Origin of the sequence: Massilia sp. BHUDP2 (assembly GCF_046236355.1) — a bacterium.
GTDB lineage: Bacteria > Pseudomonadota > Gammaproteobacteria > Burkholderiales > Burkholderiaceae_D > Telluria > Telluria varians.
The window spans coordinates 1107664-1129781 of the sequence record NZ_JBJUVW010000001.1 but is presented as its reverse complement, the minus strand read 5'-3'; the positions used below and the strand labels follow the sequence as shown (position 1 = coordinate 1129781).

General features: G+C 65.2%; 19 protein-coding genes. 3 read left to right on the top strand and 16 right to left on the bottom strand.

Annotation, left to right across the window (positions count from 1 at the left end; all coding sequences use genetic code 11):
• Window positions 1-10 precede the first annotated feature (10 nt).
• The 6 genes from leuB to ACK6C6_RS04940 all read right to left on the bottom strand — a co-directional run bounded on the left by leuB (window position 11) and on the right by ACK6C6_RS04940 (window position 6394).
• On the bottom strand, window positions 11-1081 hold the full coding sequence (gene leuB, locus ACK6C6_RS04965; protein WP_409266203.1) for a 3-isopropylmalate dehydrogenase: 1071 nt from the start codon (window positions 1079-1081) through the stop codon (window positions 11-13).
• Between the two features lie 14 nt (window positions 1082-1095).
• Window positions 1096-1743 carry a 3-isopropylmalate dehydratase small subunit gene (gene leuD / locus ACK6C6_RS04960; RefSeq protein WP_409266202.1) on the bottom strand — a complete coding sequence of 216 codons (648 nt, stop codon included), beginning with the start codon at window positions 1741-1743 and terminating at the stop codon, window positions 1096-1098.
• A gap of 28 nt (window positions 1744-1771) precedes the next feature.
• Complete coding sequence (locus ACK6C6_RS04955) at window positions 1772-1894, bottom strand: entericidin A/B family lipoprotein (protein WP_313033115.1); 123 nt, start codon at window positions 1892-1894, stop codon at window positions 1772-1774.
• A gap of 35 nt (window positions 1895-1929) precedes the next feature.
• Window positions 1930-3330: a 3-isopropylmalate dehydratase large subunit gene (gene leuC / locus ACK6C6_RS04950; RefSeq protein ID WP_409266200.1), complete on the bottom strand. Its 1401-nt coding sequence runs from the start codon at window positions 3328-3330 to the stop codon at window positions 1930-1932.
• 311 nt (window positions 3331-3641) lie between these two features.
• On the bottom strand, window positions 3642-5522 hold the full coding sequence (locus ACK6C6_RS04945) for a chemotaxis protein CheA (RefSeq protein ID WP_409266199.1): 1881 nt from the start codon (window positions 5520-5522) through the stop codon (window positions 3642-3644).
• Entirely contained in the window at window positions 5522-6394 is an 873-nt protein-coding gene (locus ACK6C6_RS04940; protein WP_409266198.1) for a protein phosphatase CheZ, read from the bottom strand. The genes ACK6C6_RS04945 and ACK6C6_RS04940 overlap by 1 nt, the downstream gene beginning before the upstream one ends.
• A gap of 368 nt (window positions 6395-6762) precedes the next feature.
• Between ACK6C6_RS04940 and ACK6C6_RS04935 the strand changes: the two genes are divergently transcribed.
• From ACK6C6_RS04935 to ACK6C6_RS04925, 3 genes are all read left to right on the top strand, one after another.
• Complete coding sequence (locus ACK6C6_RS04935; RefSeq protein WP_209588987.1) at window positions 6763-7230, top strand: universal stress protein; 468 nt, start codon at window positions 6763-6765, stop codon at window positions 7228-7230.
• 96 nt (window positions 7231-7326) lie between these two features.
• Entirely contained in the window at window positions 7327-7971 is a 645-nt protein-coding gene (locus ACK6C6_RS04930) for a response regulator transcription factor (RefSeq protein ID WP_209588986.1), read from the top strand.
• Window positions 7972-8358: 387 nt separating this feature from the next.
• On the top strand, window positions 8359-9153 hold the full coding sequence (locus ACK6C6_RS04925) for a Crp/Fnr family transcriptional regulator (RefSeq protein WP_027866725.1): 795 nt from the start codon (window positions 8359-8361) through the stop codon (window positions 9151-9153).
• An 81-nt stretch (window positions 9154-9234) separates the two neighbouring features.
• Here ACK6C6_RS04925 and ACK6C6_RS04920 read toward each other — a convergent pair whose 3' ends face one another.
• The 10 genes from ACK6C6_RS04920 to ahpC form a co-directional block, all read right to left on the bottom strand.
• Window positions 9235-10317 carry a glycine zipper 2TM domain-containing protein gene (locus ACK6C6_RS04920; RefSeq protein ID WP_409266197.1) on the bottom strand — a complete coding sequence of 361 codons (1083 nt, stop codon included), beginning with the start codon at window positions 10315-10317 and terminating at the stop codon, window positions 9235-9237.
• A gap of 89 nt (window positions 10318-10406) precedes the next feature.
• A complete protein-coding gene (gene pdeM / locus ACK6C6_RS04915; protein WP_409266196.1) occupies window positions 10407-11057 on the bottom strand; it encodes a ligase-associated DNA damage response endonuclease PdeM in 651 nt (216 codons plus the stop codon).
• Window positions 11054-13516, bottom strand: a complete 2463-nt coding sequence (locus ACK6C6_RS04910) for a ligase-associated DNA damage response DEXH box helicase (RefSeq protein ID WP_409266195.1) — start codon at window positions 13514-13516, stop codon at window positions 11054-11056. The genes pdeM and ACK6C6_RS04910 overlap by 4 nt, the downstream gene beginning before the upstream one ends.
• Window positions 13513-15147, bottom strand: coding sequence for an ATP-dependent DNA ligase (locus tag ACK6C6_RS04905; protein ID WP_409266194.1), 1635 nt, complete (start codon window positions 15145-15147; stop codon window positions 13513-13515). The genes ACK6C6_RS04910 and ACK6C6_RS04905 overlap by 4 nt, the downstream gene beginning before the upstream one ends.
• Window positions 15140-16198: a ligase-associated DNA damage response exonuclease gene (locus ACK6C6_RS04900; protein WP_409266193.1), complete on the bottom strand. Its 1059-nt coding sequence runs from the start codon at window positions 16196-16198 to the stop codon at window positions 15140-15142. The genes ACK6C6_RS04905 and ACK6C6_RS04900 overlap by 8 nt, the downstream gene beginning before the upstream one ends.
• A 27-nt stretch (window positions 16199-16225) precedes the next feature.
• On the bottom strand, window positions 16226-17932 hold the full coding sequence (locus ACK6C6_RS04895; protein ID WP_409266192.1) for a RecQ family ATP-dependent DNA helicase: 1707 nt from the start codon (window positions 17930-17932) through the stop codon (window positions 16226-16228).
• Window positions 17933-18410: 478 nt separating this feature from the next.
• A complete protein-coding gene (locus ACK6C6_RS04890; protein WP_409266191.1) occupies window positions 18411-18938 on the bottom strand; it encodes a GNAT family N-acetyltransferase in 528 nt (175 codons plus the stop codon).
• Window positions 18935-19513 carry a helix-turn-helix domain-containing protein gene (locus ACK6C6_RS04885; RefSeq protein ID WP_409266190.1) on the bottom strand — a complete coding sequence of 193 codons (579 nt, stop codon included), beginning with the start codon at window positions 19511-19513 and terminating at the stop codon, window positions 18935-18937. The genes ACK6C6_RS04890 and ACK6C6_RS04885 overlap by 4 nt, the downstream gene beginning before the upstream one ends.
• Before the next feature lie 96 nt (window positions 19514-19609).
• Window positions 19610-21193, bottom strand: a complete 1584-nt coding sequence (gene ahpF / locus ACK6C6_RS04880) for an alkyl hydroperoxide reductase subunit F (RefSeq protein WP_409266188.1) — start codon at window positions 21191-21193, stop codon at window positions 19610-19612.
• A 121-nt stretch (window positions 21194-21314) separates the two neighbouring features.
• A complete protein-coding gene (gene ahpC, locus ACK6C6_RS04875; RefSeq protein ID WP_027864232.1) occupies window positions 21315-21878 on the bottom strand; it encodes an alkyl hydroperoxide reductase subunit C in 564 nt (187 codons plus the stop codon).
• Window positions 21879-22118 lie beyond the last annotated feature (240 nt).

Below are 22118 nucleotides of genomic sequence, written 5' to 3'. Positions count from 1 at the left end.
GGAATGTGAATTATTGGAGGGCCGCGACGACCGCGTTGCCCATGTCTTCGGTACCAACCTTCCTGGTACCTGCTTCGTAAATGTCGGGGGTGCGCAGGCCCTGGGCCAGCACGAACTTGACCGCGTTCTCGATGCGGTCGGCTTGTTCCGTGCGGCCGAAGCTGAAGCGCAGCATCATCGCGGCGGACAGGATGGTCGCGAGCGGATTGGCCACGCCCTGGCCGGCGATGTCCGGCGCCGAGCCGTGCGAGGGCTCGTACAGGCCTTTGTTATTGGCGTCGAGCGAGGCCGAGGGCAGCATGCCGATCGAACCGGTCAGCATGGCGGCGGCATCCGACAGGATATCGCCGAACATGTTGCCGGTCACGATGACGTCGAACTTCTTCGGCGCGCGCACCAGCTGCATGGCCGCGTTGTCGACGTACATGTGCTCGAGCTCGACGTCCTGGTATTCCTTGTGCACCTCGGTGACGATGTCGCGCCAGAACTGGAAGGTTTCCAGCACGTTGGCCTTGTCGACGCTGGTCACGCGGCGGTCGCGCTTGCGCGCGGCCTGGAAGGCCACGTGGGCGATGCGGCGGATCTCGCCTTCGGCATAGCGCATGGTGTCGAAGCCCTCGCGCTGGCCGGCGAACGGTCCGTCCGGGCATTCGCGCACGCCGCGCGGCTTGCCGAAATAGATGTCGCCGGTGAGCTCGCGGATGATCAGGATGTCCAGGCCCGAGACGACCTCGGGTTTGAGCGTCGAGGCGCCCGCGAGTTCCGGGTACAGGATGGCCGGACGCAGGTTGGCGAACAGGCCGAGTTCGCGGCGCAGGCCGAGGATGGCCTGCTCGGGGCGCAGCGCGCGCTCGAGCGTGTCGTACTTGTAGTCGCCGACGGCGCCGAACAGCACCGCGTCGGCTTCCTTGGCCAGCTTCAGCGTGCCTTCCGGCAGCGGGTGGCCGTGGGCCGCATAGCCGGCGCCGCCGACCTGGGCGGTTTCCATCTCGAAGGGCTCGCCGAGGGCGTTCAGGACCTTGACCGCCTGGTCCATGATCTCCGGGCCGATGCCGTCACCCGGCAGGATTGCGATTTTCATGCGGTCTCTCTTTATCAAATCGTGTTGGCCAGCCACGGCTGGGCTGCCAGGTGGCCTTGCTCGAAGGCGCGGATGTCGTCGGCATGGCGCAGGGTCAGGCCGATGTCGTCCAGGCCGTTCAGCAGGCAGTACTTGCGGAAGTCGTCGATGGCGAAGCCGTACGAGATGCTGCCGTCCTGCGTGCCGATGCGTTGCTTCTCGAGGTCCACCACCAGCGTGAAGCCCGGATTCGCCTCCACTGCCTTGAACAGGCCGTCGACCTCCTCTTCCGACAGGACGATCGGCAGCAGGCCGCTCTTGTAGCAGTTGTTGAAGAAGATGTCGGCGAAGCTCGGCGCCACGATGGCGCGGAAGCCATACTGCTGCAGGGCCCAGGGCGCGTGCTCGCGCGAGGAGCCGCAACCGAAGTTCTTGCGCGCCAGCAGGATCGAGGCGCCCGCATAGCGCGGCTGGTTCAGAACGAAGTCCGGATTCACCGGGCGGGTGCTGCAATCCTGGCCCGGCTCGCCGTGGTCCAGGTAGCGCCACTCGTCGAACAGGTTCGGGCCGAAGCCGGTGCGGCGGATCGATTTCAGGAACTGCTTCGGAATGATGGCGTCGGTGTCGACGTTGGCGCGATCCAGCGGCGCCACCACGCCTTCGTGTACGGTGAATTTATCCATGGCCGCTCCGGCTCCCTTTTCTAGATTGTTATTTGCCGCCGGCGCTGGTGACGACCTGGCCGACCTTTTGCACGTCCTTGCCGATGCCCGAGATGGTGTTGCAGCCGGTGAGGACGATGGCGGTCAGGGTGAGTGCGATTACTTTCTTCATGATGTTCCTGTTACGGTTAAAACGGTGTTAACGCGCTAGAAGGCGCGTACGTCGACAAAGTGGCCGGCGATTCCCGCGGCGGCGGCCATGGCCGGCGAGACCAGGTGGGTGCGGCCGCCCTGCCCCTGGCGTCCTTCGAAGTTGCGGTTCGAGGTCGAGGCGCAGCGCTCGCCCGGCTCCAGGCGGTCGGCGTTCATGGCCAGGCACATCGAGCAGCCCGGCTCGCGCCATTCGAAGCCGGCTTCCTTGAAGATGCGGTCGAGGCCTTCGCGCTCGGCCTGCTCCTTCACCAGGCCCGAGCCCGGCACCACCATCGCCAGCTTGACGTTGGCGGCGCGCCGGCGGCCGCGCACCACATCGGCGGCGGCGCGCAGGTCTTCGATGCGCGAGTTGGTGCAGGAACCGATGAAGACCTTGTCGATCTTGATCTGGTCGATCGGGGTGTTGGGCAGGAGGTCCATGTAGGCCAGGGCCTTTTCGATGGCGCCGCGGCGCACGGCGTCGCTTTCCTCGCGCGGATCGGGCACGCGGCCGTCCACCGAAACCACCATCTCGGGCGAGGTGCCCCAGGTGACCTGCGGGCGGATCTCCGCTGCGTCGAGTTCCACGACCGTGTCGAACACGGCGCCTTCGTCCGAGTGCAGGGTGCGCCAGTAGGCGACGGCCTGCTCCCACTGCTCGCCCTTGGGCGAGAACGGGCGGCCCTTGACGTAGTCGATGGTGGTGTCGTCCACCGCGACCATGCCGGCGCGCGCGCCCGCTTCGATCGCCATGTTACAGACCGTCATGCGGCCTTCCATCGACAGGGCGCGGATGGTCGAGCCGCCGAATTCGATGGCGTAGCCGGTGCCGCCGGCGGTGCCGATCTTGCCGATCACGGCCAGCACGATGTCCTTGGCGGTCACGCCCGGCGGCAGTTCGCCCTCGACCCGCACCAGCATCGATTTCGATTTCTTGGCCAGCAGGGTCTGGGTGGCCAGCACGTGCTCGACTTCCGAGGTGCCGATGCCGTGCGCCAGGCAGCCGAAGGCGCCGTGGGTGCTGGTGTGCGAGTCGCCGCAGACCACAGTCATGCCGGGCAGCGTGGCGCCCTGCTCCGGGCCGATCACGTGCACGATGCCCTGGCGCTTGTCGTTCATGTCGAAGTAGGTCAGGCCGAAGCTCCTGGCGTTGCCGTCCAGGGTTTCGACCTGCAGGCGCGAGGTCGCATCAAGGATGCCGTGGGACCTGTCGGTGGTCGGCACGTTGTGGTCGGCCACGGCCAGATTGGCCGAGGTACGCCATAGTCCGCGCCCTGCTTCGCGCAGGCCTTCGAAGGCTTGCGGACTGGTGACTTCGTGCACCAGGTGGCGGTCGATGTAGAGGACTGTGGTGCCATCGGCGTCGGCACGCACGACATGGGAATCCCAGAGTTTGTCGTAGAGCGTTTTTTGCATGGTCTATCCGGTGAACGCGGTACCCCTTATGCGGGGACGGTTTTTGATTATGCCATAATTGTGCACTGCCGCACCAAGCCAGGGCAACGCATTTTTCTGCCAATCAAGCCGAAAGTATGCAAATATTATTTGCATAAACAACTCGCCATTCAAATAAAAAAAGCCTGAGCGGGGAAGCTCAGGCTTTTGTATGCGATTTTGTGTAGGGTGGGCAGGTCCCCTGCCCACGCGGTGATAGTTTGCAGCGAGATCACCCAGGTGCGCGATCGGAGCTGCTAACGATCACCGCGTGGGCGGCGAAGCCGCCCACCCTACGCAGCCAGGCGCACATTCGAACGGCAGCCGTCCATCAGGAAGGACAGGCCGACCACCAGCACCAGTTCGCCCTCGGCCGAACGCGCGGTACCGGTGATGCCCTCGACCGACAGCGCGGTCATCGGCTTGATCACCAGGTCGGCCGTGCCGTCCACCGCTTCCACCGCCAGGATGTAGGGCTGTGGGGCGTTGATCACGATGCCGACGCGTTCCGAGCAGGCTTCGTAGCCCAGCGCCAGGGCCAGCGAACGCACCGGCAGCGGGCGTCCCTGGTCCTTCAGCACCGGGGCGCCGCCCACGCACTGGAACTCTTCCGGCAGCTCGACCACGCGCTCGACAACGGCCATCGGCAGCGCCAGCGAGGCGCTCGAGGTCGACACCAGCATGGTCGGGACGATCGACAGTTCGATCGGCAGGCGGATCGCGAAGCGCGTGCCCGCGCCCAGCTGCGATTCGATGCGGATCGCGCCGCGGTTCTTCTCGACTGCCGTCTTGACCACGTCCATGCCCACGCCGCGGCCCGACACCGAAGAAGCCACTTCCTTGGTCGAGAAGCCCGGCAGGAACACCAGCTGGTAGGCGTCGTCGTCGTTGGGGGCGCCGTTCTCGCCGATCAGGCCCTTGTCGATCGCCTTGCGGCGCAGCTTGACCGGGTCCATGCCCTTGCCGTCGTCCTGCAGCACGATCATGACGCTGTTGGCTTCCTGCCAGGCCTTCAGCAGGATGAAGGCCTTGGCCGGCTTGCCGGCGGCGACGCGCTCTTCCGGCGATTCGACGCCGTGGTCGAGCGCGTTACGGAGCATGTGCACCAGCGGGTCGTACAGGCTGTCGACCACGACGCGGTCGACTTCGGTCTCGGCGCCTTCGATGGTCAGTTCGACATCCTTGCCGAGGTCCTTGGCCAGTTCGCGCACCAGGCGCGGGAACTTCTGGAACAGGCGGCCCACCGGCTGCATGCGGGTGGCCAGCGTGGCGCGCTGCAGTTCAGCCGAGTAGCGCGAGGCGCGCTCCAGGGTCTCGGTGAGCGTCGCCATCAGGGCGGCGGCCGGACCTTCGAACTTGAACTGCTGCAGGCGCTCGAGCAGCACGGCGGCCTGGTTGGCGGCCTGCACCGATTCGCCCGCCACTTCCAGCAGCGCGTCGAGCTTGACCGCATCGATACGGATGCTTTCGTCCTTGGCCGGGGCCGCGGCGGCGCGAGCATCGGCGACCTTGTCGTTCGAGCGGCGCTCGACGCCGTCCCAGCCGCCCTGCTTGGCGGCCGGCGCGGCCTCAGGGGCAGCAGCGGCAACCGGCGCGGCAGCGGCAGGGACTGCGGCAGGCGTCGATCCCGCCGCAATCGCGGAGCCCGCAGGCACCACGGCGTTGTACATGCCGACCCAGTCCAGACCGTCTTCGTCAGCAGCGGCCGGTGCTGCCGCAACCGGGGCGGCCACGGTGGGGGCCGGTGCCGCCACAGGCGCCGGCGCGGCCGCCGGTGCGCTCGTCGCGCCCTTGCCTTCGATCGCGTCCTTCAGGATGCGTTCGAGGGCTTCCGGCATTTGCGCCAGGCCTTCCGGCGGGGTGCCGTTGTTCAGGTCGTTGAGCTGGTCCGCCACGAAGCCCGAGGCCTCGAGCGCGGCTTCGATCGCCAGTGGCGTCACCGGCGCGGCGCCGGTACGCAGGGCGTCGAACAGGTTCTCGGTCAGGTGGCAGGCGGCGACCAGCGCGGGCAGGCCCATGAAGCCGGCGCCGCCCTTGATCGTGTGGAAGGAACGGAACACCGCATTGAGTGTTTCCTTGTTGTCCGGATCGCGTTCGAGGCGCAGCAAATGTTCTTCAACATTCACCGCAAGGTCCATCGCCTCGACGACGAAGTCCTTGAGCATATCGTCCATTAGAACCCCAGATCGGCCAGAAGATCGTCAACGCTGTCCTGGTTCAGCGCCGTATCCGGCACCGACGGGCCCTGCATCAGCGGCGCGGGCGCGGCCGGCACTTCTTTCTTCGCCAGCTTTTCCTTCAGGTCGGCCGGCGCGCTGTCGCGCAGCAGCTGCGCCAGCTCGGCTTCCACCGTCTGGGTAATCTTGACCACTTTCTTGATCAGCTGGCCGGTGATGTCCTGGAAGTCCTGGGCCATCATGATCTCGAGCAGGCGCGCCTTCTCGGCTTCGGTGGCTTCGTTGACGGCGGTGGCGAACTGGCGCGAATCCCCGGCCAGGGCCTTGAATTCGTCCAGGCTCAGCTTGCCCGAGAACAGGTCGGCCCAGCGGGTTTCCATGTCCTTGGCCTGCTTCGACAGCAGGTCCTGCGCCGGCATGCCGTCGTCCAGGGTATTCAGCACCTTGTTGGCGGCCTGTTCGGTCAGGGTGGCGACGTATTCCAGGCGGTCCTGGGCGTCGACGATGGCCGAGGACGCCTCGGTCAGCGCCTTGTCGTAGCCGAGCTCGCGCAGCGAATCGTGCAGCAGGCGCACGATGCCGCCGAGGCGTTCGAACATGGCGTGTTCGCCGTCGCTGGCCACGGCGGGCACGGACGCCGCAACTGGCGCAGCTGCCGCGGCGGCGGCCACCGGAGCGGCAACGGCGATCGCCGGCGCGCTCGCCGCCGATACCTGGTCGAACAGGGAGTCGAGGTCGTCTTCGTCTGCGACAGCTGCCGCAGCTGGGGCCGGTGCGGGCTCGGCCGCCGGCGCCGGGGTAGGAGCGTTGGCGCGCTGCGCCGCCACTTCCTCGAATAGTGCGTCGAAATCGTCAGCGGCGTCGGTCATAATCCCTGCTTCTCCATGGTGTATAAGTTCGCAATCAGCGGTATTCAGTAGTGTTTGCTGCGACCATCCGGGATGGTCCAAAGTCTGCATGCGAGTGTAGCAGCGTAGTTGCCACAGGTAAATCTCGGCGACGGAGACGCAACAAAATGGACAGCGAAACTTAATTCCGCGACAATTAAATGGCACAGTCCCTGAATGTTTACACAAGGAGGTGTTGTTTTTCGTAACTCGATGGTTCTTCTTATCACGGCCATGCAGTTGCCGAACAATAAGAACCCGAAGTTTGATCAAGCTCAACAGTTTGCGTTCTTGCAATCGCCGCCGCGCCCGGTACGCCCCAGAATGGCGTGGCCATTGGAGGAGTCATCATGTACCGCAAAATCCTGATCACCACCGACGGCTCGGCCGTGTCGCAGCATACGGCCTGCGCCGGCGTCAAATTTGCGCAACAGATGGGCGCCGAGGTGCTGGCCCTGTTCGTCGCGCCCGATTATCAGTATCCCGTGTACGTGGAAATCATTCCGCCCTCCTATCCCAGCGAAGAAGAATATATCGCGCAGATGCGCCGCATGGGCGAGGAGTACATGGGGAGAATCATGCGCTCCTGCGCCGGCGCCGGCCTGAAGCACAGTTGCATGACCGCGTTTTCCGACACCGCGGCCCTCAAGATCGTCGACGTCGCCGAGCAGGAAGGCTGCGACCTGATCTTCATGGGGTCGCACGGCCGCAGCGGCTGGGGCCAGCTGTTGCTCGGCAGCGTCACCAACAAGGTGTTGTCGCACACGACCAAGCCGGTGCTGGTGCACCGCCTGATCAGTGAGCCCGCACCTGCTTGACAACGCGGTCGGCCTGAAGAAAGTACGACAAATGCCGCTGCCGTCCTGTGTTAGCCTGCATTGGTCATCGTTGCTTTCACCGAGAAGGATGGTTTTATGATTCGCATCGTCATTGCCGACGACCACACGATCATGCGCGAAGGACTCAAGCGCATCCTCGATGGTGCGCCGGATATCGAGATCGCCGGAGAGGCGACCAACGGCTTTGAGGTGCTGGCCCAGGTACGCCAGGGCGGCTTCGACCTGCTGCTGCTCGACCTGTCGATGCCGGGCCGCAGCGGCGTCGACCTGATCCGCCAGGTACGCAGCGAGGCGCCCAAGCTGGCGATCCTGATCCTGACCATGCACGAGGAAGAACAGTATGCGGTGCGGGCGATCCGCGCCGGCGCCCAGGGCTACCTCACCAAGGAAAGCGCGGGCACCCAGCTGGTGGGCGCGATTCGCAAGGTGGCGTCGGGACGTCCTTATATCAGTACCGAAGTGGCCGAGCAGCTGGCGCTCAATATCATGGCGCCGAACGAACAGCTGTTGCATAAACAGCTGTCCGACCGTGAATTCGAGGTGTTTTCGCTACTCGTCGGCGGCAAGTCGATCACCGAGATCGCCAACAGCCTACACCTGTCGGTCAAGACGGTCAGTACCCACAAGACCCGGATCATGCAGAAGATGGGCATGAGCTCGCTGTCGGAAATGGTCCAGTACGCCGTGGCGCACCGGCTGTTGTCGCCGATGAAAGCCTAGGATTAAGAAGTCTTAGACACGCCGCCGGCGGTTTTGTGCCGCAGGTGGCCCGCACCAGGGGGGCGCCCGCCTCCCCCTCGCACTCCCCCTCCTCCTACAGCGCCTCGCTGACCTCTTCCTCTGTAGTTCAACATCAGGGGTCAGATTATTCCTACAAGCCTGTCAGCCTTCCTACCTACATATTCAGCCATCGCTGATATCCGTGCCGGACTCGTGTTGGCATACTGAATTCAGCGTTTCGACTTGCTTGCGATCCAAGTCCCAGCGTGAGCAAGATGCTCCGCCCCGTGGTCGCCGAAACCCTGAGTCTTTCACCTGGAGATGAGCATGCAGTCCCAGCCAACGTCAGAACAACGCAACGTCACCCAGCCGACCATGCACTCCCCCATGGAAGCCGGCCGCCAGCGCCAGGGCCGCCTTTGGTCCAACCTCAAGGAAGTCTGCGACCTGCTCCGTATCCCGGCCAGCGTCTCGGTGACCTCCGAAGAATTGCTGTTCCAGCATGTCCAGTTCAAGACCGGCCAGCGCGTCCACACCATCGGCCAGGCCTTCGACACCCTGTACATCGTCAACTCGGGCTTCCTGAAAACCGTACTCATCGACGAGTTCGGCAACGAACAGGTGCTGAGCTTCCCGATGAAGGGCGACATGCTGGGCGTGGACGGCATCCACACCCGCCACTACGCCTCGGAAGCGGTGGCCCTGTCCGACTGCGACCTGATCCTGCTGCCGTTCAAGAAACTCACCGCCCTCGGCCGCGTCCACGCCGAGCTAGAGAACATGATGTACGGCGTCATGAGCCGCGAACTTGTGCGCGAGCAGACCATGATCGGCATGCTCGGCGCCCTCTCGGCCGAAGCGCGCGTGGCCCGCTTCCTGGTCTCGCTGGCCGACCGCTTCGCCGCGATGGGCTACTCGAGCAAGCTGTTCAATCTGCGCATGACCCGCCACGAGATCGGCAGCTACCTCGGCCTGACCCTGGAAACGGTCAGCCGCACCCTGTCGGCCTTCAACGAGATCGGCCTGATCACGGTCGACCAGCGCACCATCGGCATCAAGGACGCCGAAGCGCTCAAGACCCTGCGCCGCCTGCCGCCCTCGCGCTCGCGCACCAAGGGTGGCGCCAAGCAGAAGGCCGAGAGCGAGCAGCCGGGTGACGATCAAGTCCTGGCCACTGCCTGAACGCTTCGTAGCTAAAAAACAACAAGGCCGGTTCCCTCAGGGGCACCGGCCTTGTGTTTTTTGGTGTCGTTTTTCTGTAGGTCACTGATCCCGCGACAACACCCCATTGTTCACCCGCACCCGATCCCCCTGGCGGAAGCCCGGATCGTTCTCGAACTGCAGCGTCTGGGTTGCGCCACTGGTCGCATAGCGCACCACGACTTCGTAGCGCTGGCTGCGGTTCATGTTGCGCTGGACATTGCGTCCTGCCAGGCCGCCGGCCACTGCGCCAGCCACCGTGGCCGCGGTCCGACCGCTTCCACTGCCGACCTGGCTGCCGAGCAGGCCGCCGATGACGGCGCCGCCCGCGGTCCCCAGGTAGTTGCCATTACCCGAGACTTCGATCACGTTCACCGCCTCCACGGTGGCGCAGTTGGTGCAGTATCGCGCCTGGCGTGGCGCGTCGACGCGGCCGCCGGCCAGCAGCGGACGGCCCAGCACCGAGGTGGTGGTGCGGCCATTGGCGCGGATGGTGGCGGTCACGCGGCTGTCCGGGGCAATGCGGTCGGCGTTGCGGATGGTATACACGCCGTCGTACTCGCCCGGCCGGACTTCCGGCAGGAAGAACACGCCGCGGGCGCCGGCAATCGCCACTTCGGCACGGCCGCCGGGCGTGCCGAACACCGTGAAGCGCAATTCATTGCCCGGGCTCAGATCCGGACTGCCCTGCACGTTGAAGCGCTCGATTGCCAGGTTGGTCGCCAGCTGCCCGCGCTGCTGGCGCGGCGCGTTCGGCTGCAGCAGCGATTCGCTCAGCAGGCTGGTAGCGACCTGGTTGCCCAGGCGCAGGTTGGCGGTGACGCCGCTTTCCGGACGGATGCGGTCGTGGGTGCCGATGGTATAGGTGCCGGTGTACTGGCCAGGCTCGACTTCGGTCAGGTTCAGGTTGCGGGTGGCGCCGTCGATGCGCAGGGTCGCGATGCCGCCGGGGCTGCCGTACAGGTCGAAATGCAGCTCGACGCCCGGCGTCAGGCGGCGCACTTCTTCCACGTTGAATCCGTTGATGACCGGCCCGTAGGCGCGGTTCTGAGATTGCTGGGCCTGGGCGGTGGCGCTACCCGTCAGGACCGGTCCAAGCATGATTGCCGCAGCGAACGCGGCCTGCAGCAGCTTACTGAAAACCATGGCTTCGCCCCCCCCTTGTCGATTGGCAGTACAGGATCACCTTTTATCTGCAGGGAATTGTCGCCCCAGCACGACAAGGGGTCGGTACGCTATCGTACGCAGTGAACGGCGTCTCCCGACGTCACGTAGATGCTGTCGCCCGGTTCCGGGCGGATCGCATGACCGCCGGTGAAGGCGCCGAAGGATGGCAGGATCATGCGGTCCTGCCCGACCACGAAGCACGGCAGGCGCAGCGCATCGAAACGGGTTGCCAGCACGTAGACCGGATGGATGTGGCCGGCCAGGGCGTAGCCCGGGGTGGCGAGATCCGGATGGTGGCAGAAGGCGAAGGGGCCGAGCGCATGCGGCTCGTCCACCAGGTCGATGCGAAGCGCCGCGGCCGGGTCGCCCGCGTGACGGTCGTGGTTGCCGCGCACCAGCGTCAGCTGCAAGTCACGGCGCCGCTCGCGCCAGGCCAGCATGGCTTGCTGGGTGGCGCTGGCATGGGCCGCGCGCGCATGCAGGAAATCGCCCAGGAAAACCACGTGGCGCGCCCCATGCGCCTCGACCAGGGCGTCCAGCCCTGCCAGGTTCTCGGTGGTGGTCCCGCGCGGCACCGGCACCCCGAGGGCGCGGAAGGCCGCCGCCTTGCCGAAGTGGATGTCGGCGATGGCCAGCATCTTTTCATGCGGCCAGTACAGCGCCTTCTCCGGCAGCAGCAAGAGCGTCTCGCCGGCGACACGGACCGCGACGCTGCTCATGCCGCTGCCGCCTTTTCGAGTTCGCGCACCATGCGGGCGACGCGGTCGGACAGCTTCTCGGTGCTGACCTTCTCGCGGAAGCGCTCGACCATCAGCGCGAAACCGAAGGGCGTGGCGCGCTTGACCTCGCGGTAGGCGACGCGGCGCCCGTGCAGTTCGACCAGGGTCTCGCGCAGGCGCGTCAGTTCCAGCTCCTGCTCCAGCACTTCGCGCTGCGCCTGGGTGAGCAGCAGGTTGCCCGCATCGTGCTTGCGAAAGACCTCGAAGAACAGCGAGGACGAAGCCTGCAGCTGACGGTTCGATTTAGGCTGGCCGGGATAGCCCTGGAACACCAGGCCGGCGATGCGCGCCACCTCGCGGAAGCGCTGCTGCGACAGCTGGGTCGCGTTCAGGCTGCCCAGCACGTCCTCCAGCAGGCAGTCGGTCGTGAAGAGGTCCACGTCATGGCCCATGTCGCCTTCGAACATGCGGGTCCAGTCCACCGGTTCCGGCGTGAGCAGTTCGAACCCGTAGTCGTTGATCGCAATCGAGAAGGTCGAGGGCTGCATGCGCCCGATCCGATAGGCGAACAGCGAGGCCAGTCCCATGTGCACCGAGCGCCCCGCGAAGGGATAGACGAACAGGTGCCAGCCTTCGCGGCTCTTCATGCTCTCCAGGACCAGGGTCTCGTTGGTCGGGAGCGCCGACCAGCGGCACTGGATTTCGATCAGCGGCCGGATCGCCTCCATCTCCGGGCTGTCGTAGATGCCTGTTGATGCCAGGCGCAGCTCCTCCAGCGCCGCATGGGCCAGCTCCGAGGACATCGGCATCTTGGCCCCGCCCCAGCGCGCGATCGCCCCGCGGTTGCTGGTGGCGCGCTTGACGAAGGCCGTCATCTCGTGCACGCGCACGAATTCCAGGATGCGCCCGCCGAACAGGAAGTGGTCGCCGGGCTTCATGCGCGAGATGAAGGATTCCTCGACGCTGCCGATGCGGCCCCCGCTCATGTACTTCACCGAGATGGTGGAATCGGACACGATGGTGCCGATGCCCATGCGGTGGCGCCGTCCGATCGCCGTATCCGGCACCCGGTAGACGCCCTCCTCGTCCGGCAGTACGCGCCGGTATTCCGGATAGGCCAGCAGGCTCTGGCCGCCGCGCGCGACGAAATCGAGCGCCCACTGCCATTCTTCCTCGTCCAGGTTGCGGTAGGACCAGGCGCGCCTGACTTCCTGGTACAGCTCACTGGAAATGAATCCGCCGCCCAGCGCCACCGTCACCAGGTGCTGCACCAGCACGTCGAAGGGTTTGTTGGGCACGTAGCGGCCCTCGATGCGGCGCGCCGCCACCGCCTTCTTGGCGCCGGCCGCCTCCAGCAGCTCCAGGCTGTTGGTCGGCACCAGGGTCACGCGCGAGACCCGCCCCGGCGCGTGGCCGCTGCGCCCGGCCCGCTGCAGCAGACGCGCAATGCCCTTGGCGCTGCCCACCTGCAGGACGCGCTCGACCGGCAGGAAGTCCACGCCCAGGTCCAGGCTGGCGGTGCAGATCACCGCCTTCAGCTCGCCTTTCTTGAGGCCCATCTCGACCCACTCGCGCACTTCGCGGTCGAGCGAGCCGTGGTGCAGCGCGACCAGCCCGGCCCAGTCGGGACGCTCGTCGATGATGTTCTGGTACCAGATCTCGGACTGGGCGCGGGTATTGGTGAACACCAGAGTCGCCTCGTGCTGCTCGATCTCGCGGATCACGGGACCGAGCATCTGCAGGCCCATGTGACCACCCCAGGGGAAGCGCGCCACGTTCTCGGGAATCAGGCAATCGACCTCGATTTTCTTGCGCAGGTCGCCTTCGACCAGCACGCCCTCGTCACCACCGAGCAGCACCTGGCGCGCCAGGTCCAGGTTGCCCATGGTGGCCGAAACGCCCCACACCAGCAGTTCCGGGCGCCAGTGGCGCAGGCGCGCCAGCGCCAGCTGCACCTGCACGCCGCGCTTGCTGCCCATCAGTTCATGCCATTCGTCGATGACGATCATGTCCAGGTGCTTGAACTGCTCGGCCGCTTGAGCGTGGCTGAGCATCAGCGACAGGCTCTCGGGCGTGGTCACCAGGGTAGCGGGCATCTTGCGCGTCTGGCGCGCCCGCTCGGCCGAGCCGGTATCGCCGGTGCGCGCGCCCACCTGCCATTCGGGCATGAGCTGGGCAGCGGACTCTTCCAGCGCACGCATGGTGTCGGCGGCCAGGGCGCGCATCGGGGTGATCCACAGCACGCGCAGGCCGGCCGTGTGGCGGCCTGTCTTGAGGCCGGCGCGCTGCAGGGCCGCGAACCAGACGGCGAAGGTCTTGCCGGCGCCGGTGTTCGCATGCAGCAGGCCGGACTGGCCCTTCAAGGCCGCTGTCCACACCTTGCGCTGGAAGGGGAACACGGTCCAGCCGCGCGCGGCGAACCAGGCGTCGATGCGTTCGGTAACAGGATTCTTGCTCATGCACCAGCCGCGGCCAGCAGGCCTTTCAGTGTGTCGAGGGTATCGGCCTCCTCGACCGGCTTGTCCAAGCGGCGCCGCAGGATGCGCGGGAAGCGCACCGCGATGCCGGCCTTGTGCCGCGTCGACAGCGCGATGCCCTCGAAGCCGATCTCGAACACCATGGTCGGCTTCACCGAGCGCACCGGCCCGAATTTTTCGATGGTGGTCTTGCGCACCGCATTGTCGACCTGCTGGATCTCGGCGTCCGTGAGCCCGGAATAGGCCTTGGCGAAGGGGACCAGCTTGCGTTCCCCGCCCTCTCCGTCCCACACCGCGAAGGTGTAGTCGGTGTAGAGCGAGGCGCGGCGGCCGCTGCCGGCCTGGGCGTAGATCAGCACCGCATCCACCGTGTAGGGGTCGATCTTCCACTTCCACCAGGTGCCGACGTCCTTGGTGCGGCCCACGCCGTACTGGGCGCTCCTCGCCTTGAGCATCATGCCTTCGACGCCGCGCTCGCGCGATTCGCTGCGCAAGCTGGCCAGCTCTTCCCAACTGTCGGCCCGGATCACGGGCGAGAGACGCAGTTGCGGCAGGTCGATCGCCGCCACCTCGGTTTCCATCAGCGCGCGCCGCTCGTGCTGGGGCAGCGCGCGCAGGTCGACGCCGCCGAATTCGAGCAGGTCGTAGCAGCACAGCACCGCCGGCAGTTCGCTCAAGAGCTTGGCGCTCAGGGTCTTGCGGCCGATGCGCTTCTGCAGGTCGGCAAAGGGCGCGGGGGCATCGACGCCAGGCTGCCAGATCAGGACTTCGCCATCGAGCACCGTCCCTTCCGGGATGCGCACATTGGCCAGCTCGGGAAAGCGCTCGGTGATCAAGTCTTCGCCGCGCGACCACAGGAAGTTCTGACCGCCGCGGCGCACCAACTGGGCGCGGATGCCGTCGTACTTCCACTCCACCTGCCAGTCGTCGATTTCGCCTAAAGCGGCAGGCTCGCCCTGCAGCTGGTGCGCCAGGAAGAAGGGATAGGGCTGGCCGCCGCGCAGCTTGTGTTCCTCGTCGGACTGCGCGGCGATCAGCTGCAGGAAACTGGTGGCGGTCGGCCGCACCGAGTTGTCGGTCCAGCCCATCAGGCGCTGGGCGATCAGCTTGCTGTCGACGGCGGCAATCGCCGCCAGCGCGCGCGTGACCAGGAGGCGCGATACACCGACGCGGAAGCCCCCGCCGATCAATTTGACGAACAGGAAGCGTTCGCGCCAGTCGAGTTCATCCCAGGCCGCGTACAGGGCCTCCTTGATCGTGCCCGGGTCGGCGCCGCGCAGCGGGCCGATCCGCTGCTCCATCCATTCGGCCAGGCCGACATCGCTGCGCCGGGTCGGCGGCGGCAGGATGTGGGCGATGGTCTCGGCCATGTCGCCCACCGCATGGTAGGACTCGTCGAACAGCCACTCGTCCAGGCCGGCGTACTCGATCGCGTACTGGCGCAGCAACTTCGTTGGTACGGCTTGCCGGGGCTTTCCTCCGGCCAGAAAGTACACGGCCCAGGCCGCGTTTTCAGGCGCGGCGTGCGAGAAATAGGATTGCAGGGCGTCGAGCTTGCGGGTGGTGGAGGTGGTTTCGTCAAGCTCGGCGTAGAGGCGGGCGAATTCACGCATCGGACTCTCCCTGCGCCTCCTGCGGCGCCTTGTTCGCCGCCGCGCCGGCCGGCGCAGTCGCCTCGTCTTCTTCCTCGTCGCCGTATTCGGTATCGAAACCCTTGGCATCCAGCCCGTTCTGGCACAGCCAGCGCACCATGGTCGGAATCGAGCCGTGGGTGACGATGATCTGCTGGGCTTCGGTGGCCTTGATGGCGCTCATCAGGCCGGGCCAGTCGGCATGGTCGGACAGCACGAAGCCGCGGTCGACGCCGCGCCGCCGCCGCGCGCCGCGCAGCAGCATCCAGCCGCTGGCGAAGGAATCGCTGTAGTCGCCGAAGCGCTTCATCCAGGGCGAGCCGCTGGCGGACGGCGGTGCGATCACGATCGCGCGCCGCAAGGCCGCCTTCTCGATCTCGCTGACCATGACGGTGTCGGGCAGCTCGACCCCGCCGGCGCGGTAGACCCGGTTGAGCGGCTCCACCGCCCCGTGGCAGACGATCGGCCCGATCGAAGGATCCAGGCGCGACAGGATGCGCTGGGCCTTGCCGAAGGCATAGGCGAAGACCACGCTGCAGCGCCCTTCCTCGGCATTGCGGCGCCACCAGGCGTTCATCTCGTCGATGACCTGCTGCTCCGGGTCCCAGCGGTAGATCGGCAGGCCGAAGGTGGATTCGGTGATGAAGGTGTCGCAGCGCACCGGCTCGAAGGGGGCGCAGGTCTTGTCCGGCTCGACCTTGTAGTCGCCGGAGGCGACCCAGACCTCGCCGCCGCACTCCATGCGGATTTGCGCCGAGCCAAGCACGTGGCCGGCCGGGTGCAGCGAGATGCGCACGCCGTTATGGGTAATGCTTTCGCCGTACTCCAGACCCTGCACGTGGATGTCGCCCAGGCGCGATGTGAGCACGCCGACGCCGGGCGCGGCTGCCAGGTAATGCCCGTGGCCGTAGCGCGCATGGTCGCCGTGGGCATGCGTGATCACGGCCCGGTCGACCGGGCGCCAGGGATCGATGTAGAACCCTCCAGGTACGCAATACAAACCTTCCTTGCGGACGACGACCATGTCCCCCATGCGGTCCCTTCACATAGAATGCGCGGCTTATGCCGGCTCGAGAAACTCGGCCAGGAAGGTTCGCGGTTCTTCCTGGTCGGGAAATTCCAGTGTCACCTGGCTTCCTGCGACGGCGACGATCACGCCTTCGCCATGCTTCGGCGCCCTGGCACGACTGCCGACCTCGAACTTCGGTCCGGAAGCCTCGGGCGCCGGTTCGCGGTCGAACTCGTCGTCGCGGATCTCGATCTCGTCGAGCGCCAGCGCCGGCGGATTGAGGCAGTTATCGCACTTGCAGCACTTCTCGAAGCCCTCGACTTCGTCGCCAAAGTAATCCAGCAACAGCTTCCAGCGACAGAAGCCGCTTACCGCATAGCCTACCATTTGATCGAGCGCTTCGCGGTCCCGTTCAGCCTTCTGAACATATACCTCCGCCAATTGCCCGAACACTTGCGGGTCAGGCTCACCCTTGGTCGGCAGGTATTCGAGCTTGCGGTTCTGGCGCAGCAGCTTGCCGTCCTTCAAGAGTTTGATGCATACCTTGAGCTTGGCTTCGCCCGCCTCTTCCAAAGCTTCTTCCAGGCGCGCGGTGGTGACGGGCGCTTCTTGCGCCAGCTCGCGCACGACGGTATAGACCGTCTGCAGCTCGGCCGCCGCCGGATAGTGCTTGACCAGGAAGAATTGCTGGATGCGCTTGTCGTCCTGCAGGAACAGCAGCGTGCAGGTGGCGTCCAGTCCGTCGCGTCCGGCGCGGCCCGATTCCTGGTAATAGGATTCGAGGTTGGCGGGAATCTGCAGGTGGATCACGAAGCGGGTATCGCTCTTGTCGATGCCCATGCCGAAGGCATTGGTGGCGACCATCACGCGCCGCTCGCCATCCATGAACAGGTCCTGGTTCAGCTTGCGCTCGGCGCTGGACAGCTTGCCATGGTAGATCGTGACCGATTCGCCGGCCTCTTCCAGCACCGCCAGCATCTCTTCGGCCATCTTGACGGTGGCGGCGTAGACGATGCCGGTTCCTTCCGTCTCCTGCACCAGCTTGCGTGCCTGCGTCAGCTTTTCCTGGGGATTGGTCACCTGGACCACGCTGTAATGCAGATTCGGCCGGTAGATGCCGGTGTTGATGACGTTCAGCTTGCGGCCCAGCTGCTTGCCGATGTCGGCCATGACCTCGTCGGTCGCGGTCGCCGTCAGGGCCAGCACCGGCGGCTTGCCGAGGGCGTCGAGGGCGGCCGACAGGCCGATGTAGGCCGGGCGGAAATCATGGCCCCATTGCGAGATGCAGTGGGCTTCGTCGACCACGACGATGTCGAGCGTGACCTGCTGGAGGACCGCGATGAATTCGGGCGAGACCAGGCGTTCCGGGGTGCAGAACACGATCTCGCAGGCTTCGCTGGCGATCGCCTCGATCGCGGCCGCTTCTTCCTCGGCGTTCAGGCTGCTGTTGACCTGGACCGAACGGATACCCAGCTCTTCGAGTTTTTCGAGCTGGTCTTTCATCAGGGAAATCAGGGGCGAGACGACGATGGTGATCCCTTCGAGCATCTTGGCCGGGATCTGGTAGCACAGCGACTTGCCGCCGCCGGTGGGCATGATCGCCAGCGTGTCCTTGCCATCGAGGACGCTGTCGATGACGCGTTGCTGGCCGTCGCGCAGCTGTTCGATTTCGAAGGTGGAACGCAGCAGGCGGCGGATGGTATTGCGGCGCACGGCGAGCAGGCCGCGGTGCAGGAGTTTGGGTTCGTGTCGGGTCATGATGGAGGCTACTCTATGCCCGCCGCATCACCGCACCTATAGGACGCGGCCTAGCTCTCCCGTAGGAACTCAACTAAGTCGCATGACAAAATTCATCGTGACAATGTCACAAGGTTTACTCCTACAAACCCACGGAGGTTTTGCCGATGGTTACCATCGAGAGGAGTGACTAAGATGACACCATCATCACTACGAATCCAACCGATCAGGGAGTCTCATCATGGCACGCCGTCACCCAATGACCTGGACCGCAGTCCACCTGGCACTGGCCAGTGCGGCCACCTGGCTGCTGCTGGAGACCGAAGCGCTGACCGGCGCCCTGCTCGTCGCTTTCCACTGATTGGCAGCTGTCTGATAGTGGTTGCTGTCTTACCATAGCGGCTTGGCAGCGACTTCATCGGTATCCCCGGTGCAAGCAAAGCTGTATGTGGTGTAGGGTCGCCCCAGGCAATCATTCGGCGGATTTGCAGGGCACTCTTCAGAGATGTTTGTAGAAGAAGGTCGTCGCGCAGAATGCGCCGTCGGGCATGAGCGCAAACTTCGGCACCACGCCGGCGCGCTGCCACCCGGCCCGCTCGTACAGGCGCTCGGCGTCGCCACCCGTCACCGTATCGAGCACCAGCACGGTTTTCCCCTCCTCCTTCGCCACCTCATCGAGCGCCGCCAGCAGCCGCCGCCCCACCCCGGCGCGACGCGCGCGGCGATGCACCAGCATCTTGGCGACGTCGGCCCGGTGCGGCTGGTTGTCCGGCATCGCCATGACGAGCTGCACGGTGCCGACGATCGCACCATGCGCGTCTTCGGCCACCAGCAAGGCGCGCTCGCCGCGTGCGACGCCGTCGGCCACGCCACGCCAGAAGGCCAGCGCCTTCTCGCGCGCCAGCGGCAGCATGAAGCTCACGGACGCGCCGCCTTCGACGCAATCGACCAGCACGTCCGCCAACCCCTCGACGGCGGCCGCGGCTTCCCTACCGCCGAGGCGCCGCACGATCAGGTAGTCGCTCATGGGTTCCTCCTGTTCGACGTGACCAGCGCCACCAGGTAGCGCGCATCCCTGCTGCCGGGGTTGTGGAAGCTGACCGGCCGGTCGACGCGCATCGCCAGGCAGTCGCCCGCTGCTAGCTGCCAACGGGCGTCGCCGACCGTGATGTCCATCTGTCCGTCGATCATCCACACCTGCTGCTGGATGTCGGCATCGCGCACCGAGGTGTCGAAGGCCACCCGTTGCCCGGCCGGGAACACGACCTCGACCAGCTGGATCGGCGAAGGCGCGGCGGGAGACAGGTGGCGGCGCCGGTAGCCGCTGACGGGATCGGTCCACACCGGCTGCTTCGCGGCGCGGGAGACCGGCGACGGCGCGCTATCGCCGTCGCCGCCTTGCTCGAACAGCGCCGCCAGCGAGACGCCGAGGGCGGTGGCCAGCTTGTCGAGCACGGTGGCGGTGGCGCTGCTCTCGCCGCGCTCGATCAGGGAGATGGTCGAGCGGCCCACCCCGCTCAGCTCGGCAAGGGTGGCCAGGGAATAGCCCCGTTTCTCGCGCAGGATCCGTACGCGGCGGGAGATCAGTTCGTTGATGTCCATGAATCCATTATACTGGATTCATTCATCCAGTAAACTGGATTTCGCAGCCGTAAAAAAAACGCCATCCCCATGACGGGAATGGCGTTCCTGGTTTACTTAGGCTGCCTTGGCTTCCTCGGCAGTGCTTTCTTCTTCCACCGGCAGGCGCATCAGGTAGTCGAAGGCCGCCAGCGATGCCTTGGCGCCCTCGCCGACCGCGATCACGATCTGCTTGAACGGCACCGTGGTCACGTCACCGGCCGCGAACACGCCCGGGATCGAGGTCTGGCCCTTGGCGTCGACTTCGATTTCGCCGTGCGCCGACAGGTCCAGCGTACCCTTCAGCCATTCGGCGTTCGGCACCAGGCCGATCTGGACGAACACGCCTTCCAGGTCGACACGCTTCAGTTCGCCGCTGTTGCGGTCCTTGTACGACAGGCCGTTGACGATCTTGCCGTCGCCGTGGATCTCGGTGGTCTGCGCCGACTTGATCACGGTGACGTTCTTCAGCGAGTAGAGCTTGCGCTGCAGGACCGCGTCGGCACGCAGTTCGGCGCCGAACTCGATCAGGGTCACTTCCTTGACGATGCCCGCCAGGTCGATCGCCGCTTCCACGCCCGAGTTGCCGCCGCCGATCACGGCCACGCGCTTGCCCTTGAACAGCGGGCCGTCGCAGTGCGGGCAGTAGGCCACGCCCTTGTTGCGGTACTCGCGCTCACCCGGCACGTTGATCTCGCGCCAGCGGGCGCCGGTGGCGATGATCACCGACTTGCTCTTCAATACGGCGCCGGTCTCGGTGTGCACCTCGATCATCTTGCCTTCGACCAGCTTGTTGGCGCGCTGGGTGTTCATGATGTCGACTTCGTAGTGCTTGACGTGCTCTTCCAGGGCGACGGCGAACTTCGGGCCGTCGGTTTCCTTCATCGAGACGAAGTTCTCGATGGCGAGCGTGTCCAGCACCTGGCCGCCGAAGCGGTCGGCCAGCACGCCGGTACGGATGCCTTTGCGGGCAGCGTAGATCGCCGCGGCCGCGCCGGCAGGACCGCCGCCGACGATCAAGACGTCGAACGGGTCTTTCTGGTTCAGCTCAGCGGCCTTGCGGGCGCCGGCGCCGGTGTCGATCTTCGACAGGATCTCTTCCACGCTGGTGCGGCCCTGGCCGAAGTGCTGGCCGTTCAGGAACATCATCGGTACCGCCATGATCTGGCGCGCTTCGACTTCGCTCTTGAACACGCCGCCGTCGATGGCGACGACCTTGATGCGCGGGTTAATGACCGACATCGCGTTGAGGGCCTGCACCACTTCCGGGCAGTTATGGCAGCTCAGCGAGATGAAGGTTTCGAATACGTAGTCGCCGTCCAGGTTCTTGATCTGGTCGATGACAGCCTGGTCCAGCTTGATCGTGTGACCGCCCACCTGCAGCAGCGCCAGCACCAGCGAGCTGAATTCGTGGCCGAGCGGGATGCCGGCGAAATCCACGGCGATATCGGTGCCCACGCGCTTGATCGAGAACGAAGGCTTGCGGGCATTGGTGCCGTCGGTGCGCACGGTGATCTTGTCGCTCAACGCGGCGATTTCGCGGAGCAGTTCATCCATTTCGCGCGCTTTCGGCGAATCATCCAGCGATGCAACGAGCTCAATCGGCTGCACCACTTTTTCCAGATAGGCCTGCAACTGCTTCTTGAGGGTTGCGTCCAGCATGATATTTTCCTCGACTATGACGTTGTTGTTTGAGTATATGGCGGTGCCCGGGATCGAAACGGATCCCTGAAATGCACCGGGCCGCCCACGGCGGCCCGGGACAGTACTACTGAACTGCTATTTAGATCTTGCCGACCAGGTCCAGCGACGGGGTCAGGGTTTCAGCGCCTTCGGTCCACTTGGCCGGGCACACTTCACCCGGGTGCGAAGCGACGTACTGGGCAGCCTTGACTTTGCGCATCAGTTCCGACGCGTCGCGGCCGATGCCGTTGTCGTGCACTTCCATGACCTTGATCTGGCCTTCCGGATTGATCACGAAGGTGCCGCGCAGTGCCATGCCTTCTTCTTCGATCATGACTTCGAAGTTGCGCGACAGGGTGCCGGTCGGGTCGCCGATCAGCGGGTAGTTCACTTTCTTGATGGCGTCCGAGGTGTCGTGCCATGCCTTGTGGGCGAAGTGGCTGTCGGTCGACACGCCGTAGACGTTCACGCCCATCTTCTCGAATTCAGGCTGGAAGGCAGCCAGGTCTTCCAGTTCGGTCGGGCAGACGAAGGTGAAGTCAGCCGGGTAGAACATCAGAACCGACCAGGTGCCCTTGAAGTTCTCTTCCGTCAGATCGATGAACTTGCCGTTGTGGTAAGCGGTGGCTTTGAACGGCTTGATCTGGGTGTTGATGAGGGACATGTAATCTCCTGTTTTCGGGTGGTTAAAAGATTTGATAGACGCCAGTGTACCGACCTGAGCGTCTTTTGTGAAATTGATTGATACGATACTGCCGATTGATTTTAACTATCGAACAAGTATTGCTCTCCCCGCGAAGGGATTATCGAGCCGGCAAGCCAGCCCAATTTGTGAGTGTGGACGAAACGACAGCGTGATGCAACCCGTGCTTCGATTGGAAGAATAGTGGAGAAGTGTGACAGG